Origin of the sequence: Marivirga sp., assembly GCF_051117495.1 — a bacterium.
In the GTDB taxonomy this organism is placed as follows: domain Bacteria; phylum Bacteroidota; class Bacteroidia; order Cytophagales; family Cyclobacteriaceae; genus Marivirga.
This window is the reverse complement of the sequence record NZ_JBNPEF010000008.1, coordinates 64,271-83,612: the sequence shown is the minus strand read 5'-3', so window position 1 is coordinate 83,612 and position 19,342 is coordinate 64,271. Positions and strand designations below refer to the sequence as shown.

Annotated in this window: 17 protein-coding genes; 13 read left to right on the top strand and 4 right to left on the bottom strand. The window is 35.4% G+C overall.

Annotation, left to right across the window (positions count from 1 at the left end; genetic code table 11):
• Complete coding sequence (gene rimP, locus ACFE0M_RS05640) at positions 1-474, bottom strand: ribosome maturation factor RimP (protein WP_434544770.1); 474 nt, start codon at positions 472-474, stop codon at positions 1-3.
• A gap of 192 nt (positions 475-666) precedes the next feature.
• Here rimP and cysS point away from each other — a divergent pair, with 192 nt between their 5' ends.
• A complete protein-coding gene (gene cysS, locus ACFE0M_RS05635) occupies positions 667-2,154 on the top strand; it encodes a cysteine--tRNA ligase (RefSeq protein ID WP_434544769.1) in 1,488 nt (495 codons plus the stop codon).
• A 451-nt stretch (positions 2,155-2,605) separates the two neighbouring features.
• Here the strand turns inward: cysS and ACFE0M_RS05630 are convergent, their stop codons facing one another.
• The gene (locus tag ACFE0M_RS05630; protein WP_434544768.1) at positions 2,606-3,238 is read right to left on the bottom strand and encodes a peroxiredoxin; all 633 of its coding nucleotides are present in this window, start codon (positions 3,236-3,238) and stop codon (positions 2,606-2,608) included.
• A gap of 195 nt (positions 3,239-3,433) precedes the next feature.
• Here ACFE0M_RS05630 and ACFE0M_RS05625 point away from each other — a divergent pair, with 195 nt between their 5' ends.
• Complete coding sequence (locus tag ACFE0M_RS05625; protein WP_434544767.1) at positions 3,434-4,198, top strand: hypothetical protein; 765 nt, start codon at positions 3,434-3,436, stop codon at positions 4,196-4,198.
• A gap of 22 nt (positions 4,199-4,220) precedes the next feature.
• On the opposite strand, the gene ACFE0M_RS05620 is transcribed toward ACFE0M_RS05625, so the two are convergent.
• Positions 4,221-5,150 (bottom strand): App1 family protein, encoded by a 930-nt coding sequence (locus ACFE0M_RS05620; RefSeq protein WP_434544766.1) that lies wholly within the window; start codon positions 5,148-5,150, stop codon positions 4,221-4,223.
• Between the two features lie 104 nt (positions 5,151-5,254).
• Between ACFE0M_RS05620 and ACFE0M_RS05615 the strand changes: the two genes are divergently transcribed.
• Entirely contained in the window at positions 5,255-6,136 is an 882-nt protein-coding gene (locus tag ACFE0M_RS05615; protein WP_434544765.1) for a diacylglycerol/lipid kinase family protein, read from the top strand.
• Positions 6,137-6,244: 108 nt separating this feature from the next.
• Here ACFE0M_RS05615 and ACFE0M_RS05610 read toward each other — a convergent pair whose 3' ends face one another.
• Complete coding sequence (locus ACFE0M_RS05610; RefSeq protein ID WP_434544764.1) at positions 6,245-6,796, bottom strand: hypothetical protein; 552 nt, start codon at positions 6,794-6,796, stop codon at positions 6,245-6,247.
• A 51-nt stretch (positions 6,797-6,847) separates the two neighbouring features.
• On the opposite strand from ACFE0M_RS05610, the gene ACFE0M_RS05605 reads away from it, so the two are divergent.
• From ACFE0M_RS05605 to ACFE0M_RS05560, 10 genes are all read left to right on the top strand, one after another.
• Complete coding sequence (locus tag ACFE0M_RS05605; protein ID WP_434544763.1) at positions 6,848-7,027, top strand: CPXCG motif-containing cysteine-rich protein; 180 nt, start codon at positions 6,848-6,850, stop codon at positions 7,025-7,027.
• A 74-nt stretch (positions 7,028-7,101) separates the two neighbouring features.
• Positions 7,102-7,866 carry an SDR family NAD(P)-dependent oxidoreductase gene (locus ACFE0M_RS05600; RefSeq protein ID WP_434544762.1) on the top strand — a complete coding sequence of 255 codons (765 nt, stop codon included), beginning with the start codon at positions 7,102-7,104 and terminating at the stop codon, positions 7,864-7,866.
• Positions 7,856-8,437, top strand: a complete 582-nt coding sequence (locus tag ACFE0M_RS05595; protein WP_434544761.1) for a DNA-3-methyladenine glycosylase I — start codon at positions 7,856-7,858, stop codon at positions 8,435-8,437. Before ACFE0M_RS05600 ends, ACFE0M_RS05595 begins: the two co-directional genes overlap by 11 nt.
• Before the next feature lie 54 nt (positions 8,438-8,491).
• On the top strand, positions 8,492-9,034 hold the full coding sequence (locus tag ACFE0M_RS05590) for a hypothetical protein (RefSeq protein WP_434544760.1): 543 nt from the start codon (positions 8,492-8,494) through the stop codon (positions 9,032-9,034).
• A 156-nt stretch (positions 9,035-9,190) separates the two neighbouring features.
• Positions 9,191-9,382, top strand: coding sequence for a 30S ribosomal protein S21 (gene rpsU, locus ACFE0M_RS05585; RefSeq protein WP_303271383.1), 192 nt, complete (start codon positions 9,191-9,193; stop codon positions 9,380-9,382).
• A 137-nt stretch (positions 9,383-9,519) separates the two neighbouring features.
• A complete protein-coding gene (locus tag ACFE0M_RS05580; RefSeq protein ID WP_434544759.1) occupies positions 9,520-10,401 on the top strand; it encodes a tyrosine-type recombinase/integrase in 882 nt (293 codons plus the stop codon).
• 24 nt (positions 10,402-10,425) lie between these two features.
• Positions 10,426-10,725, top strand: coding sequence for a ribosome hibernation-promoting factor, HPF/YfiA family (gene hpf / locus ACFE0M_RS05575; protein WP_434544758.1), 300 nt, complete (start codon positions 10,426-10,428; stop codon positions 10,723-10,725).
• An 81-nt stretch (positions 10,726-10,806) separates the two neighbouring features.
• Positions 10,807-11,976, top strand: a complete 1,170-nt coding sequence (locus ACFE0M_RS05570) for a tetratricopeptide repeat protein (RefSeq protein ID WP_434544757.1) — start codon at positions 10,807-10,809, stop codon at positions 11,974-11,976.
• A gap of 57 nt (positions 11,977-12,033) precedes the next feature.
• The gene (locus ACFE0M_RS05565) at positions 12,034-13,308 is read left to right on the top strand and encodes a hypothetical protein (protein ID WP_434544756.1); all 1,275 of its coding nucleotides are present in this window, start codon (positions 12,034-12,036) and stop codon (positions 13,306-13,308) included.
• 137 nt (positions 13,309-13,445) lie between these two features.
• Complete coding sequence (locus ACFE0M_RS05560; protein ID WP_434544755.1) at positions 13,446-19,259, top strand: PAS domain-containing protein; 5,814 nt, start codon at positions 13,446-13,448, stop codon at positions 19,257-19,259.
• Positions 19,260-19,342: the final 83 nt, after the last annotated feature.

The window sequence follows — 19,342 nt, the reverse complement described above, 5'->3', positions numbered from 1 at the left end:
TTACTTAAATGAAACCAAGACTTTTGTTTTGTCTATATTTTCGAATGAAACTTTCGTTTCTTCCAACTTTATTTTCTTTTTACCTTTCTCCTTTATCTCTTGATTCACAAGAATAAAGTCATCTTTTGCTTCCAAAAGTTCTCCTCGAATGGATTTTCCGTCTGTAGTATCCACCTTAACTTTCCTTCCAATATTCTTTAAATATTGTCTTAGGTTAGCTAATGGATGATCTAAACCAGGTGAAGAAACTTCTAATACATAAGCTTTCTCCAATACTTCGTCTTCCTCCATTCTATGTGCTAATTGACGGCTTACGCTGGCACAATAATCAATAGAAATACCATTGTCTCCGTCAAGTAGTACAACAATTTTTAATTTATCGTTTCCACTAATCACAATATCCACAATAAAATATTCCGGCTCTGTGATTATTTCCTCTAAATAAGCCTTTATTTTTTCCTCTAAACCTATCATGCTACGATAAAAAAGAGGGGACTTGAAAGCCCCCTCGTCACCTTGTTTTACTAACTTTGTTGCAAATTTAGAGTAAATAATTGAGCAAAACAAATACTCTGGCTGAACAGATTTACATATTATTAGTATGTAAGATAAAATTCAATCATGTTTTTGTGCCTAAAAAGAGAATCTTATTTATAATTTTGCCTTATGGACAAAGAATTAAAGATACAAAACTCGCTGACAAGACAGAAGGAAATCTTCAAACCCATTAATCCTCCCTTTGTGGGGATGTATGTTTGTGGGCCTACTGTTTATAGTGATGCCCACATGGGAAATGTCAGGACATTTATGAGTTTTGATGTCATGAATCGTTATTTGCGCCATTTGGGATATAAAGTCCGATATGTTAGGAATATAACGGATGTGGGTCATTTGGTGGATGATGCGGATGATGGGGAAGATAAAATCGGGAAGAAGGCCAAGCTCGAAAATGTGGAGCCTATGGAAATTGTCCAAAGATATGCCAATGGATTCCACAGAGTGATGGATTTATTTAATATTCTCCCTCCCGATATTGAACCCACAGCTACTGGTCATATAGTAGAACAAATTGAGATTAATAAAAAATTATTGGAAAATGGATGGGCCTATGAAAAAAATGGCTCTATCTATTTTGACGTTAATAAATATAATGAGGCGCACGAATACGGAATATTGAGTGGAAGAAAGATTGAAGACCTGCAGAGCAATACCCGAACATTGGACGGGCAAGACGATAAAAAGAACCCATTGGATTTTGCCTTATGGAAAAAAGCTTCCGATGACCACATCATGCGTTGGCCTTCTCCTTGGAGTGATGGCTTTCCAGGCTGGCATTTAGAATGTACCGTAATGAGTACAAAATATTTAGGGGAGACTTTTGATATTCATGGCGGTGGAATGGATTTGAAATTTCCTCATCATGAATGTGAAATTGCTCAGGCTGTAGGGACCAATGGAAAATCCCCAGTAAACTACTGGATACACACCAATATGTTGACAGTAAATGGTCAAAAGATGAGTAAATCTTTAGGGAACTCATTTTTGCCGACCCAACTGGTAACAGGTGACCATAAAATGTTGGAACAAGGCTATTCACCTATGACCGTCCGCTTTTTCATGATGCAAACGCATTATTCCAGCACCTTGGATTTTAGTAATGAGGCGCTGAAAGCAGCACAAAAAGGCTACAGAAGATTGGCTAATGGTTTAAAAATCATAAAAAGTCTAAGTTTTAAAAATGATGAGGGCAAGAAAAATGAAAAGGCTATCAGCCAGATAGAGCAAGCCTGTGAGAATTGCAATAAATCCATGAATGATGATTTTAATACTGCAAAAACCATTGCGCAGTTATTTGAATTATTGAAGAAAATCAATTCCTTGCATACTGGTCAGCTGAAATATGGTGAAATAGGACAAGAGGTATTTGAAAAACTATCTCAGAATTATCAAACTTTTATGGTAGAGATTTTGGGCTTAAAAGAAGAAACCCCAACTGCGGTTGATCCAATTATAGATGCCTTACTGGAATTTTATAAAAAAGCTAAAGCCGAAAAGAATTACGATCAGGTGGATGAAATCAGAGCAATCCTTAAGTCTAATAAATTGATTATAAAAGACTTGAAGACTGGCGTTGATTGGGGATATGAGGAGTAATTATTCTGTTTGGGGTGTTTTCGCCCAAACTAAATTATTGAAGCGCTTTGGAATCTTATTGAAAATGTTAGATGATCGCAACCTTTGAAATAGCATGGGATAAAAGGTGTTAAAAAATTCAATTTTTTAACAAACAAAGTAGTCAGGCTAACTTTGATAAATGCAACTAAACTTCAAAATTAAGCGACCATTGTTCCGTGCTAGCGGGCAGGAGGAAAGTTTAGCGGGCCAGCGTTGAAATTGTGGGTTGAAGCTTTAAACTTTCTTGATTTTTTGGGTGTTTTCACCCAAACTTTTGTAGTGATAGCTTGCTTTAATCTCACAGAAACTTGAAGGTGAAAACACCTTCAAGGCGGAGTACTGATTCAAATGTATAATCTCAATAAGATTTATCAAAAAGAAAGGCAAACCAGTTGGGCTGCCTTTCTTTAATAATTGGAGTTTATAAAACCTATTCTGGCTGAGGTGTAGTTCTCAAATAAGGCTTGATTATTTTATGTCCTTTCGGAAATTTAGCCTCTATTTCTTCATCTTTGACACCTAAACCAATGATAACATCATTACCAGGTACCCAGTCTGCTGGTGTTGCCACTGGATGTTTTGCTGAAAGCTGTAAAGAATCAATTACCCTTAAAATCTCTGCAAAATTTCTACCTGTGCTTGCCGGATAAACAATCGTTGCTTTGATTTTTTTATCAGGTCCAATAAAAAATACGGATCTAACTGTTGCTGTTTCTGATGCATTTTCATGAATCATATCATATAAATTTGCAACCTTTTTGTCCTCATCACCAATAATTGGAAATTCTACTGATGTATTTTGCGTTTCGTTTACATCTTTTTTCCATTCGTTGTGTGATTTCACATCATCCACACTTACAACTGCTACTTTAGTATTACGCTTGGCAAATTCATCTTTCAATTGAGCAGTTCTGCCTATCTCGGTTGTACATACCGGTGTGAAATCAGCAGGGTGAGAATATAAAATTCCCCAGCTGTCGCCTAACCATTCGTGAAAATCTATTTTTCCTTCTGTTGTATCCGCCTGAAAATTGGGTGCGGTATCTCCTATTCTAAGTCCCATAATTTTATAGTTTTATTAATTTATTTTAGAGTTATAACGCTTTGTTTAAGAATGTGTTTGCACAAAAAAGTAGATAAGTGATAATTGTTACTTACAGGATTTTTGCCTCATTATAGAAGCGGTTTGTAAAAGTTTTTCTGTTTACTTTTAGGATAAATTTAAATTAACTAATTTCAACTTTGAACCTAGATAAAAATGCAAGTCAAACTATTAACCCTGATTATTACCTTCCTTAGTTTTTTGTTTTTCTTAAACCCCATCAAAGCACAGAAAGAATGGAACTTTGGCCCTAAAATAGGGATGTATAATTATCAGATGGCAAATAATATATCGGGGAGATATAATGACATTGATGTTAAAGTTCACACGCCAATTTGGAATATTTATGAGCCTCGCTTTCCTTATTTAGGAATTTTTATTGAGCAACCCTTAAAGATGCTTCCCTATTTCAGTATTACCTATGATCTTTCTACTTTCAGACGGTATTTGTTCATATCTCCTTATGATTATAATCCCCCTCAAGGATTTATCATTCCACAAGCTGGTGCTTTCACAACTGAATATCAAAATTATACGCTGGGAATTTTGCCCTCAGTTCATTTCAAGAGAGGTTTAGATATGCGTTTGTTTGCAGGCTATGAAGTTCATTATATGCATCATAAGGATGAGACATTATATGCGTCTGATTTTACACCCAGATGGTTGAATAATAACATCAGGCGTTTTGAAGTAGCCAAGAAGTTTGTGGAGGAGAACCCTATGGTGCCATTTATCCATCATCTGGCAATAGGTGGAGAAGTTAAGTATTGGAGGCTAGGCTTAGAGGTAAAGTTCTTGCGAGGTTTAAACTCTCCGCTTAGAAGTGTAAAATTCAATGATGAGTTTACATATCCTCTTAACACCTATGTAAATAGCTTGTACTACTCACTTAAATTCTATATTAGGAAGGATAATAACTGAAAATTAAAGCTGGTTTAGGTGTTTATTTTACTATAAACCCCGTTTTTTTGGCATGATTTTCAGCCTCTTTTGTATTTTCCAACATCAGTAGAGGAACACCTTTATCTTGAAATTCTTGAGTGGTTTCTTGGTCAAAATTATCTTTCTTGCCGATTTTACGTATATAAACAGCCAAAATTCTTTCAGGGAATTCATGTAATGCTTGTCTATATATTTCCGTATCCCTTTGACCACTATCGCCTATCAAAATAAATTTGAGATTGGGGAAAAGCGTCATTAATCTTTTAATTTTATCTTGTTTGTGTTGGTGACTTCCCCCTCCTGTAAAAAGTAAATCCCTTAAGCCCGACTTATATTCTTGCAAAAGAAATGGGCCTTTGGGAATATTTCTGACTTTGAAAAAATCCTGAAGGAAATCATATAAATTCCATTCGCTACTGCTGACATAAAAAAAAGGATTGGCTTCGGCTCTTAATTTTTCATAAAATTCAGTCACCCCTTCAAAAGGCAATCTTGTCTTGGCATTTTTGGTCATGATGAGACGAAATTTCTTAAATAGCTGAGTGGCATGAGAAACTAAAATGGTATCATCTATGTCTGAAATAGTACCGAATTTTGCTTCATCTCCCACTACCAGAAATTCTCCTGTCGCCCGGTAAATTTCATTCCCTTCATCTATTATACTATAATTCACATCATGCCAACCAGGGTTATAATTTTGCTTTGGCTCTACCCAGGCACTAAAATATCCATACTCATCGGTTTTGGTGAAAAAGGTTTCATCGCCTAGAATAATTTTAACCTCCATTTCCGGAATAGGGGAGCTTAAATAACGGGAAAGCATCACTCGAAAATTCTTTCTTCTTTTATCCGTTTCTTTAACCTCAAACTCAGGCCGATTTTCCAAAACACCTCCTTTCAAATAAATAAGATTATTTCTACCATAGCCCATAAAAGGAACAATTTTAGGTGGAGAAATAATGCCTAATAATCGTTTTAAATAAAGGGCAAATCGTATATTGAGCGAGCGTAGAATAATTTATAATTTTTAGTTAAATGATCCCGTTTAAATTACTTTTTATCATTAATCCTAAATCAGGTAATTCGGATAAATCCCGATTGGAGAATCAAATCAAAAGTGTATGTGCTAAAAATAATAAGGAATATGCGGTTTTCTATACAACAGGTGAAAATGATTCCGAAAAAATGAGGAAAAAAATTTCTGAATATCAGCCTGACACCTTAGTAGCTTGTGGAGGTGACGGAACCGTAAATTTAGTCGCCCAACTTTTATTAAATTCTGAAATACAATTAGGGATAATCCCTCTTGGTTCTGCCAATGGATTGGCTTATGAATTAGAAATTGAAGAAGACATTGCGGAAAGTTTGGATATTATCCTAAGAGGAAAAACCATTTCAATGGATGTAATCTGGATTAATGAAGAGTTCATTTGTCTTCATTTGAGTGATTTAGGCTTCAACGCCAAAATGATAAGAGAATTTGAAGAAAGTGGGGATAGAGGCATGTTGGCTTATGCAAAAGCATTTTTCAGTTCGTTGATGGATAAAAAAACCACTGAATTCAGCCTTGAATTTAACGGTACTCAAAAAGATATTAAGGCAGAAATGATAGTAATGGCCAATGCTTCAAGCTATGGTTCAGGTGCGGTCATCAACCCTGGAAGTAAACTAGATGACGGCTCTTTTGAGTTGGTTATTTTTAAACCGATTCCATTGAGGGATTTACTATCTTTAACTTTAGAGTCTTTTTTGGGTGACATTAAAAATTCCCCTTATGTAGAAATTTATAAGGTAGAAGAAGCCAAAATTTTCTGTAAAGAAGCCGAGCTCTTGCAAGTGGACGGTGAACTAAAAGGAGAAAATAGGGAAGTAAAAGCCGAGGTAATGAAAGGCGCTATTAAAGTTATTTCATCATGATGGAAAATGGAAACCCCTTTCAGAAAGGGGTTTAAGGCAGTTATTTTATTTGCTATTTTCAGGATCTATAAATTTGATATTAGATTTTATGAAATATTTAGGCCTGATTCAATAATCTGTTACCATTTCTTCCACTTCGTTTAGTTTTTTAATGGAAGATCTGCCAGCCGTTGCATAAATTATCTCTCCTGCTTTATTAACTACAAAGAAATAAGGCTGGTCTTTTTCAGTCATATTCAATTGGTCTTCATAATCACCCATTTTTCCACTATACACAATTACATGAGGGTGCAATTTTTTATCAACATCTTTTTGCATTTTTTTAATGGCGGAACCAGAAGCACCCCTTTTTAATCCAGTAAACATTGGAATGAAAACCACATTTACATCAGGCTTCATTTCTGGAATTAAAGCATTTGGGTCTGCCTCCCTAATAAATCTTTCCCAAATAGGTTGAAACCATGTTTTCAAATCATCCTCAGCTTTCTTGCTAAAAGCAATCCCTATCAAGGTCATTTTATCTTGGGTAGCTGAGGGAACGGTGATTTCCTCATCAGTTAAACTTGTCCCTGTCATCTCAGGGAAACTATCTCCTACCTGAGCGTTAACAAATTGTACCAGTAAAAATATAGTTGCGATTGTTAAGCTTAATTTTTTCATATAATTCGAAACGTTGATAATTGAATTCTGTTATAATCAAAACTACAAAATATGTTAGAACATTTCTTTCAATGCCCCCATTGTTTCCAAGAAATCAGTATGCTGATTGATATCAGCGTATCTAAACAATCCTATGTGGAAGATTGTGAGGTTTGTTGTAATCCATTGCAGATCAATTTGGAAATAGAAGATGGGGAAATTATTTATTTTGAGGCCAATCCTGCCCAATGATTTTAGTTTTATCACTTCGATAGATTAGAATTTTTACTAAATTGACTTTGGATAACCCAATCAACTTACTTAACATGAAAATTGACTGTTCAAATCAACATATATTGGTCACAGGCGGAACCAGAGGAATTGGTGCCGCCATTACCAGAACCTTAGTTGAATGCGGGGCGTATGTAGTCGCTCATTATAATCGAAATGAAGAATCCGCCCAGAAACTGAAGGCCGAATTGGGTTCAAGCATTCATTTAATAAAAGCTGATTTATCTGGCGCTATGGAAGTAGCACGACTATTTAGTGAGACTTTAGAATATTTTGATGGTAGATTAGATGGCATTGTCAATAATGCAGGAATTGCTTTATCGTCCGATATCCATAAAAATGCAGTAGAATGGACAGATGATTGGCTCAAAACCATGGATGTGAATGTAAATGCAGTAGGCTTATTATGCAAAAGAAGCGTAGTGCAATTCCAAAAACAGGAAACAGGGGGCAGAATAGTCAATATCTCTTCTCGTGCTGCCTTTAGAGGCGATACTGCGGATTATTTGGCTTATGCCACTTCAAAGGGAGCCGTGGTTTCTTTAACTAAATCTATTGCCAGAGCTTTTGGAAAACAAAATATCAAAGCCTTTACGGTTGCTCCGGGTTTTGTAAGAACGGATATGGCGCAACAATTTATTAACCAATACGGTGAAGATTATGCCTTAAACGATATTGCGCTTACAAAATTAACGGAACCAAAAGATGTTGCCCCTACCATTGCCATGTTGATGAGCGGTTTAATGGATCATGCCACGGGAACGACTATTGATATAAATGCAGGAAGCTATGTCCATTAAGAAAGAGAGATGTCCTTGGTGCTTGGGTTTTGATCAATATATTCAATATCATGATGAAGAATGGGGAGTTCCAGTTCATGATGATCGAAAGCATTTTGAATTTTTAATTTTGGAGGGTGCTCAAGCTGGATTAAGTTGGGCTACGGTTTTAAAAAAAAGAGAGAATTACAGAAAGCTTTTTGCTGACTTTGATCCCAAAAAAGTAGCAGAGTTTGATCAAACTAAAATTGAAGAGTTATTGCAGGATGCTGGAATCATCCGCAATAAATTGAAAGTTAATGGAGCGGTCATTAATGCCCAAAAATTTATAGAAGTACAGCAAGAGTTTGGAAGCTTCGATCAATACATTTGGTCGTTTGTCAATCACAAACCTATCATCAATGAGTTACAAACCATGAATGATGTCCCAGCTACATCTCCTGAATCAGATGCTTTAAGCAAAGATTTAAAAAAGCGTGGGTTCAAGTTTGTGGGTAGCACCATAATGTATGCACACATGCAAGCCTGTGGTTTGGTGAATGACCATTTGCAAAGTTGTTTTCGGTATAAGGAAGTGATGGAGTCCTATTGAAAAGAATCAAGTTATTAGGAAAAACCATAAGACATAGATAGTGTTTCAATTACCATGAATAAATTCATTATACTATTCTTAATAAGCAGTGTTGCTTGCTCAGTAAATACCTCAGAAAAAGTAGAATTGGAAAAACTAAGATTCAATTATACTGATGATGCTTATATATTTTTCAGAAATATGAGGCAAACCAATTATGATTTGGAAGTCATGGAAGAAGGTGGTTGGCGAATTTACCGCCATGAAGATCGGCAAACCGATACTACAGATTTTTATTTCAATATATCAATGGTGGTCAATTGGCGGGTTAATAGAGTTTATCCTATCATAGAAATGACCAAAAGCATTGATAAAGAAAGTTTTCAAGTGTATTGGGAAGCAATAGAGTCAACTGAAAAAGGAAATATTTCAATGGAAGGAGAAAAGAGAAGAGATGAAATGCTATTTGCTAGCAAACTTTACAATAAAATGACCGATGAGGTGGAAATGTATGTCCACTATAAAAACAAAAAGCGCCCGTTATTTCTAGATTCAGATAAAAAAGAGGCTTTTCGGGTCAGTATGTATGATTTTTATAGAATGACAGGAGTGCTTTAAACCAGTTTAAACTTTCGCATAATTAGAAATTATCAAGGCATTAGGTTTTCCAAAAACATTCTTCTACCTTTGCAGTCCTCAAAACAAAGGGCTAATTGATTAATAAACAACAGCTTAAAAATTTTGGGAGAATATTCACGAGAGGAGGTGTAAAAAATGATCGTAATAAACGTAAAAGAAAACGAATCAATTGATAAAGCTTTAAAACGCTTTAAGAAGAAGTTTGAGAAGACCGGAGCTTTGAAAGAAGTACGTGCTCGTCAACACTTTGTAAAGCCTTCTGTTGCCAGAAGAAAAGAAGTTATCCGTGCCGCCTATAGGCAAAAAATGAGGGATTTAGACAGCTAATTTTTATTTAGCTTTTCTCAAATAAATTTATTAAGTTAGTATCCACTTGCAATAATTGCATAGAAAGGATACTAACTTTTTTTTGCTTAAAACTTTAGTATTCCTTTCCGTAAATTTATTGATAGCTCAACTAATCTATGCTCAATACTTTTTGGAAATATTTGGAATTTGAAAAGCGCTACAGCCACCATACTTTAGTTTCCTACCAAAATGATTTAAATCAGTTCTCTAAATTTCTGGAAAGTCAATATCAAACACATGATTTACTGAAGGCAGAGCATCGCCATATCCGAGCTTGGATTGTGAGCTTGATGCAAGAAAAAATCAATCCGAAAAGTATCAATAGGAAAATTATTTCCTTACGGGCATTTTATAAATTCGCAATTTCTAGGGAAGCCATCAATCAAAACCCAACTCAAAAAATTAAGGCTTTAAAAACCAGCAAGGAACTTCCTCAATTCGTGCAGGAAAAAGAGATGGATAATCTTTTAAACCTGATTGATTTTACCGATGATTTTGAAGGTTGTAGAGATGCCTTAATCATGGAGCTTTTATACGGTACAGGCATAAGGTTGTCAGAATTGATCGGGTTAAAATATTCAGATTTCAATATCCAATCCAAAACCATAAGAGTTTTAGGAAAGGGAAATAAAGAGCGAGTGATTCCGTTTCATAATAAAATCTTGACCCGATTGAATATTTATATTTCCCATAAAAATAAAATGTTTTCCGGCAACGGCAACACAGCTTTAATCGTTTCTAATAATGGAAACGAAGCTTATCCAATGATGATAAATCGCATAACGAAAAAATATCTCAACCAAGTTACGACTATCAGTAAAACAAGTCCTCATGTTCTGAGGCATACATTTGCAACACATTTATTAAATAAAGGGGCAGACCTCAATGCAGTAAAAGATTTGCTGGGACACAGCAGTTTGGCCGCTACTCAGGTCTATACCCATAATTCGCTTGACAAACTCAAAAAAGTGTTTGATCAGGCACATCCTAAAGCGTAAGTTTAACCATAAAACACAAAAATCATGAAGCTACAAATGCATTCGATCCACTTTGACGCAGACGTAAAGTTGTTAGACTTTATTCAGAAGAGAATTGACAAATTGGAAACCTTTTATGATCGATTTATCGATGGAGAGGTATTTTTAAGATTGGACAAAGACTCGAATAATGCTAATAAAATCGTAGAGGTGAAATTAAATATTCCGGGAAACCAGCTATTTGCAAAAGAGAAAAGTGATTCTTTTGAAGCTGGAGTTGATAGCGCTTCTGAAGCTTTAAGGAGACAAATTAAAAAATTCAAAGAAAAACAAATGGCACATTAAACATTTGAAATCAATATAAATTTTTAAAAAGCTCGATTTAAGTCGAGCTTTTTTAATTTTGCATTTGTTAGAGATAAATAAATGATTAGAAAATTAATTTTTATTACGTTTTTACTGGGATTAGCCTGGCCCCTAAAGGCCCAATATGTTATGGAACAGGATAGCAGTATCCTGTTGAACAATATGTATATCCAAATGGAAGTAAATGCTTCCGTTAATGCCATTTATAATGCAGAGCACGACAAAGTGGAAAAAGATTTCAGGTGGTTGCGTTACCGTTTTCCCAATCATCCACTTCCCTACTTCTTATATGGCTTAAATGAATGGTGGAAAATATTGCCCGAACCTTCACATTATCCTAATAATGAAAAGATGATCGCTTATTTGGATACCGCTCAATATTATGCGGAGTTCATGAAAGAAAAGGATGATGAAAACATGGAAGCCACTTTTTTTCTGGCGGCCATTCATGGCTTCAAAGGAAGGTTTTATGCGGAAAATCAAAGCTGGACAAAAGCGGCCTTCGAAGCACGCAATGCTTTAAACTATATGGAGGAAAGCAAGGGCAATAAAAATTTAAGTCCTGAATTTCTTTTCGGGGATGCTCTGTACAATTATTATGTAGAATGGGTACCTGAGCACTATCCAATCCTAAAACCAGTTTTAAGTTTTTTTGATGATGGAGATAAAAAATTGGGCATGGAGCAATTGACCAAAGTAGCCCAAAATGCTTTTTATACCAGAACGGAAGCTCAATATTTCCTAATGCGAATATGGGCTTTAGATGAAGGAGAGTTAAGGAAAGGGCTACAGCTCTCAGAATATCTACATGAAACATATCCACAAAATGCCTATTTCCACCGGTTTTATGCCCGTTTGCTTTATACAGCTGGAAGAATTCAAGACTCTGAAAGAGAATGTTTAGAGATTTTCCAAAATATAGACAGTGCAAAGGCAGGTTATGGGGGTACTTCCGGAAGATACGCAGGATTTTTCTTGGGACAAATTTATGAACGACAGGCAAAGTTAGATGAAGCCAAAAAATATTACGAAAGAGCGATGATTGCCTCCGAAAGTGTAGGGGAAGAAGAAGCAGGCTATTATCTTTTCAGTATTTATCATCTGGGACTGATTGCTGAAAAGCAGGATCAACCTGAACTGGCCATAATATATTATAAAAAAGCTAAGAAAAAGGCAGGACGGAAGCAAGCGGTTTTCAAAAGTGCCAAAGATAAGTTGAAAGATTTGTAGATTTAGGCAGTGAAACCCATTGATTTCCTCATAGCGCCAGTCACATTCTTTGTTCTAATGTTTATTGCATATGGAATTAGAGAGATTTCAGCTGATCAGGAAACTAAAAAATATTTTTTTCCGGCACTGATTTTAAAGATGTTGGGTGCCATTGGAGTAGGCTTAATTTATCAATTTTATTATGGTGGAGGGGATACTTTTTCATACTACACGCATGGGGCATCCCATATTGTAGAGGCTTTTTACGATAATTTCTCCGCTGGTTTTAAATTATTGACGGCCGATGGTGAATTTGATCCTGAGACCTATAAGTATTCCTCTAAAATATGGATGTATCGAGATACTACCTCTTATTTTGTGGTTAGAATTGCGGCTGTTTTTGGAGTGCTAACCTACAATTCTTACGCGGGAGTGGCTTTATTTTTTGCGTTTTTCTCTTTTTGGGGTTTATGGTTGATGTATCAATCATTTTGTAATATTTACCCCGAACTCAAGCTTCAATTTGCCATAGCCATATTTTTTGTGCCGACCGTTTTTTTCTGGGGCTCAGGTATTTTAAAAGATACGGTTACATTAGGCGCATCGGGTTTTCTGGTATATGCCTTCATTCAGATCTTTTTTGAAAGGAAGAAGTTGGTTTTGAATATTATTTTATTGTTGTTGTCTATCTATATCATCACTTCCATTAAGCTTTACATATTTTTATGTTTAATGCCAGCCTTAATCCTGTGGTATTTCTTTTACAGAATTGGAAGAATCCCTTCATTGGTAGCAAGGGTAATGGTGGCTCCTTTTTTACTCACAATTGGAGTCGCATTAGCTTATTTTGTAGCACTAAAAGCCGGAGAGGATAACAGTAGATATGCATTGGACCAAATAGCTGAAACAGCACAAGTAACGGCTTATGACATTCGCTACTGGACAGGTAAGGATGCAGGTTCAGGTTATTCACTGGGAGAGTTGGACGGAACCTTTGGCAGTATGATTAGATTAGCACCACAAGCTATTAATGTTTCTTTATTTCGACCCTATCTGTGGGAAGTTAACAATCCTTTAATGCTACTTTCAGCATTAGAAGCGCTATTTTTATTGGGTTTGACTATCAGGCTCTTTTATAGAAATAGATTTATCCATATCACTCAAAGTATTCGATCGCCAATTATATTATTTTGCTTGATTTTCGCCATTATTTTTGCCTTTGGAGTGGGAATTTCCACTTATAATTTCGGTACGCTTTCCCGTTACAGAATTGTGATGGTCCCTTTTTATCTTATGGCAGTTTTTATGTTGGATTTTCATGCTCAATCAAAGATTAAGGAAAATAATACTTAAATAGCATTATTTATATTACAAATAAAAAAAACAATAACTCATCTATATTTTATTACAAATCAACTAGGATTTTATTATATTGCTGTATATAAAATGTTCAATTTTGATATAAAATTGACAATTAGCTATTAGCATCTATGGATCCTGTTGAATTTGAAAAACTGAAACTTCTTTATAATCAAGTTGAATCCTTGACTAATACAGGAACCTGGGAGTTGGACTTAAAGAATAACCAACTCAAATGGTCGGATGGTGTATTTCAAATGCTAGGCTACCAACCACAAGAATTTGAGGTTACATTTGAAAAAGGCATAGAAGTTATCCACCCTACAGACAGGGAAAGAGCCACAAAATTAATGGAGGATGTACTGCAAAATGATGCTGAGTACTTTATTAAGAAAAAATTGCTCTCAAAATCCGGTAATATCATCCATATTCGATCAAAAGCTAATATTTTTAAAGATGAAAAAGGAAATCCGATTAAACTCATAGGGGTTTTTCAAGACATAACTGAATTTGAAAAATCAGAGGAAGAAATTAAACAGCAAAACACACTTACGCTGAATATTATCAAAAATCTGCCTTCTGCCTTTTTCCTTTTTAATCAAAAAGGGCAACACCTATTGTGGAACAAGCAACTTGAGGAAATCACAGGTTATGATCATGATGAAATTGCTTCCATGTCTCCTGAGGAAATGTATGAAGGGGAGGAAAAAGAGAAGGTGAAAAATCATGTAAAAGAAGTTTTAAAAAAGGGATATACTGAAATTGAAGCTTGGCTTTCTACAAAAAGCAATGGTAAGGTCCCGATTTACTTCACAGCATCCACTATTCAATACAAAGGGGAAAAGTGCATATTCGGTACAGGTACGGATATCAGCCAAAGGCTTTCCTTATTACATGAGCTACAGTTGCTCATCAATAATACAGAGGAAGCCTTTATGTATTTAGATCATGAGTTAAATGTAATTACCTACAACAAACAAATGGAAACGCATTATGAAATGCTTTTTCAGAAAGAACTTAAAAAAGGCCTTAAACTTTCCAATTTGGCAAGAGAAGACCAAGAGGAAGAATTAACAAAAATTTTAAAGGAAGTTTGGTCAGGCAACAAGGCAAAAGCAATCTTAAAAATTACGGCTGATAAGGAACTTAAGCACTACCAAATAAAATTTCGCCCCATCCAATCGGAAAGTAAAAAAATTGAAGGGGTGTTTTTAACATCTTCTGATGTAACGGAACGCTATCAATATGAATCTGCACTGAAAAAAACCAATGAAAGGCTCGAGTTAGTCATGAAAGCTGGTTACGAAAGCATTTGGGATTATGATGTAATAAAAGATGAGCTTTTTTTAGGTGAGGGATACCTCAAAAAATTTGGTTTTGATCAAGTTAAAGCAAATAATAACATAGAATGGCAGGATGCCCTTGTTCATCCTGAAGATTTTCAAGAATTTAAATCAAGCATACTCTCTGCTCTTGAAAATAAGGATGATACTGAGTGGGAAGCCTTTTATCGCTTTAGAAAGAAAGACGGGAATTATGCACATGTTAAAGACAAGGCGGTAATCTTAAGGGATGAAAATGGTAAAGCCATCCGAATGGTGGGGGCTATCAGTGATGTAAGCAAGGACTTTATCAAAGATAAGCTAGATGAACTGGAAAAAACCTTAATGGAGCGGAGCATTACATCAAAAAAACCGATTGAGAATATATTTAAGGATTATTTGATAGGGATCGATAGGCTTTTTGATGGTATCAATACCTCAATTATATCAATTATAAACAATAAACTTAAAAATCTATGTAGCCCCAATTTAAACGAGGAATACCTCTTATTAATTGAAGACTTACCTATTGGTTTAAATCAAGGGTCATGTGGAACTGCCGCTTATTTAAAGGAAAGGGTTATTGCTGCTGATGTGTTGACAGATGAAAGATGGGCTGGATATAGGGATTTGGCCAAAAAATTTGGAATAGGAGCATGTTGGTCTCAACCTATTTTCGGTTCTAATGGTGAGGTGATGGCAACTTTTGCCATCTATAATAAAGAAGCAAAGAATCCTCAAGAATTGGAAATCAGTGTCTTCAACAGAGCCGCCAACATAGTTTCCATTATACTTCAAAATCATGCTCATATAAAAAGTATTGAGCAAAGCCATGACCGCTTTACTTTTATTAATAAAGCCACCAATAATGCTATTTATGATTGGGATATTGAAAAGGATCATATTTATTGGGGCGATAGCCTTACAAGGGTATTTGGTCATAAATTCAATTCTAATGGATTCACTTTAAATGATTGGGCTAAAATGATTCATCCTGATGATTTGGATGAGGTACTACAAAGCCTCGATATTTTTTTAGCAAACCATAAAGAAGTGAAGTGGTCTTATGAGTACCGTTTTCAAGATGTAAATAAAGATTACGCCTATGTAGAGGAAGTTGGATATTTGATAAGAGATAAAAATGGAAAACCCCTCAGGATGATTGGGGCATTGCGTGACCACACCCATTTAAAGCAAGAACAAATAAAGAAAGACATCCAACAAAACATTAGTCTTATTTTTAAAAAGGAAAAAAGCTTGGAACTGTCTTTAAAAAAGGGGCTCAAATACTTAACTGAATTTCCCAATTTTAGTCTAGGGGAAATATGGTCGGTTAGTCAAGATCGGGATTGTTTAAGGTTAAGTGCAAAATATGATCGTACTCAATCTGCCACTGAATTTTACAGCTATAATTCCCCTTCAAAATTTTATAAAGATGAAGGCTTGCCAGGGAAGGTTTGGAAGCAGAAGAATTTTTTGAAGTGGGATGATATATCCTCAAATCCTGAATTTTTGCGAAAAGAAGGGGCAAAAGCTACAGGGCTTGTATCAGCCATTGCCTATCCGATTTACTTTGGCAATTCCATTACCGGGGTCATCCTTTTTGCAAAAGATTCGGAAATTGAAAATCATGCGCACGAAGTCCATAATTTTAAGGTATTGGAGAAAGTATTGGGGGAGGAAATTAAAAGAAAAGAACAAGAGGAGGAATTAAAATTATTTTTTGATTATGCCCCTGAAATTTTGGCAGTGGCAAACACTGATGGATACTTTGTGAAAGTAAATCCAGCTTTTTGTGATTTATTGGGATACAGTAAAATAGAACTCACCTCTCAACCTTTTATCAACCTTATTCACCCTGATGATCTAAATCAAACTCAAGAGGTATATGATGAAACAAAAACAGGGGAAAAGCAATCGAAAAACTTTATTAACCGATATAGAACTAAGTCAGGAGATTATAGATGGATTTCTTGGAGTTCATCAGAAAGTTTTGGGCCTGATGATTTGGTCTTTGCTTACGGAAGAGATGTTACTGAAAATATAGAATTGCAACAAACTGTTGAAAATGCTACTAAATTAGCTAGAGTCGGGGGTTGGGAGATCAATATGTTGACTAATGCTCATTATTGGTCACCTATGACAAAAGAAATCCATGAAGTACCTGAAGATTTCACTCCTGATATGAATCAAGCCGTGAATTTTTATCATCCTGATTTTCATGAGCAAGTAAACCATGCGGTCGAAAAAGCGGTGCAAGATGGAATCTCATTTGATTTTGAGGCTATTATCATTACTTACAAAGGGAATGAAAAATGGGTAAGGGCAAAGGGAAATGCTGAAATTATAGATGGGCAATGTGTTCGCTTGTATGGAAGTTTTCAAGATATCCATGATCGAAAAATTACTGAAATAAGATTAGAAAATATTTCCAATAATATCCCCGGGGTTTTGTTTCAGTTTCACCTAAGACCGGATGGAAGTGATTCAGTAGATTTAGTAAGTAAGGGAGCAAAGGAGATTTTTGGAGTTTCGGCTGAAAAATGGATGGAAGACCCAGGTATTATATGGGAAAATATAGAAAAAGGTGGAGATTTAGATAAGGTTAAAGACTCCATAATGGAGTCTGCGGAAAATTTAACCAAATGGCAGTCCAGATGGCGCTATGTCATGCCTGATGGTTCCATAAGGTTTCATGAAGGCTTTGGCAATCCTCAAAAAATTATTGATGGTACTATTATCTGGGATTCTATTATTACGGATATCACAGAACTGAGAGAATTAGAAATTTTGGCGGATAGAACAGCGGAGTTAGCCAAAATAGGAAGTTGGGAGTTGAATTTAGCGGATGGAAAGGAAAAAGTCTATTGGTCTCCTATGACCAAAAAAATTCTTGAGGTAGAAGCTGATTATCAACCTTCAATATCCGAAGGATTGGCATTTTATACAGCTCAAAGTAAGATTAAAATTGAAAAGGCCATCAAAAATTTAATTGATACTGGTCAGGAATTTGATTTAGAACTTTTAGTCAATACTAAAAAAGGATCCGAAAAATGGATCCGCTGCATCGGGCAGGCCGATAGAATAAAAAATAAGACCAGCCGTATTTTTGGTAGCTATCAAGATATAGATGGACAAAAGCGTGCTGAGTTAAAAGCTCAAGAGACCTTAAAAGAAAAGGAAGATATACTTGAGAGTATTGGGGATGCATTTTTCGCAGTAGATCATAACTGGACCGTTACTTATTGGAACAAAGAAGCGGAAAAGCTTTTAGGAAAAAAACGAAAGGATATCCTCAATAAGAATTTATGGGAAGAATATGCAGAGGCCATAAACCTTAAATTTTACACAGAATATCATAAAGCAGTTGACAATCAAGAGACTGTTCATTTTGAAGAATATTTTCCTCCCCTTGAAAAATGGTTTGAAGTAAGTGCCTACCCCTCAGAAAAAGGATTAGCAGTATATTTCAAGGATGTGACCCTAAGAAAAACAGCTGAGGAAAAAATCAGGGCCTCCAATGAACGTTTTGAAAAAGTAGCCTTGGCCACTAGCGATGCCATTTGGGATTGGGATTTAAGTACAGGGCAATCAATCCGTTTTGGAACCGGTTTTGAAAGGCAGTTCGGTTATTCTAATGAGGAAGCCAACATTAAAAAGCCTTTTTGGAAAAGCCATGTACATCCCGATGACCTTGCGCATATATTAAAATCCCAAAATGAAGCTTTAGCCGATAAAAAGGTGAATTTTTGGAAAGAAGAATACCGCTTTCAAAAAAAATCGGGGGCTTATGCCTATGTTATTGATAAAGGTTATATAGTGCGAGATAAAAAAGGAAATGCCATTAGAATGATTGGTGCCACCACCGATATTTCCGACAGAAAAAATTACGAAAAATCGCTTTTAGATATAAACGAAAAACTTGAAAAACAAGCCCATGAGCTTTCCATTTCTAATGCCGAATTAGAGCAGTTTGCATATGTTGCCTCTCATGATTTACAGGAACCGCTTAGAATGGTATCCGGTTTTCTTACTCAACTTGAAAAGAAATATGGTGAACAGCTTGACGACAGAGCACATCAATATATTGACTTTGCGGTAGATGGTGCCAAAAGAATGCGCCAAATTATATTGGATTTATTAGATTTTTCAAGAATAGGTAAGGAAGAAGAGGATTTTGTTGATGTTGATTTAAACGAAGTAGTAAATGAAGTTTGTTTATTGCACAGAAAGCAGATTGAAGAATTAAATGCGGAAGTACTCTTTGATAATTTGCCAATCATTAAGGGACATCCATCTCCCATGATACAGCTATTTCAAAATTTAATTTCCAATGGCTTGAAATACAGGCATGCAGAATCAAGGCCTAAGATATTAATAAGAGCTCAAGAGCTTAAAAATGAATGGAAGTTTACGGTAAAGGATAATGGAATTGGCATAGAAGAAAAATATTTTGAAAGAATATTTAATATTTTCCAAAGACTTCATAATAAAACAGCCTATTCAGGCACCGGAATGGGGCTTGCTATAGTAAAGAAAATAGTAGAAAACCAAAAGGGAAGGATTTGGCTTGAATCGGAAGTGGGAAAAGGAACAACTTTTTACTTTACTATTCCTAAATAAAATTATCTCCTTAAAAAACTATTGATGTAATATTTCTTGGTCATTAGATAAACTAGTAGCTAATATAAAATTACTATTTATAT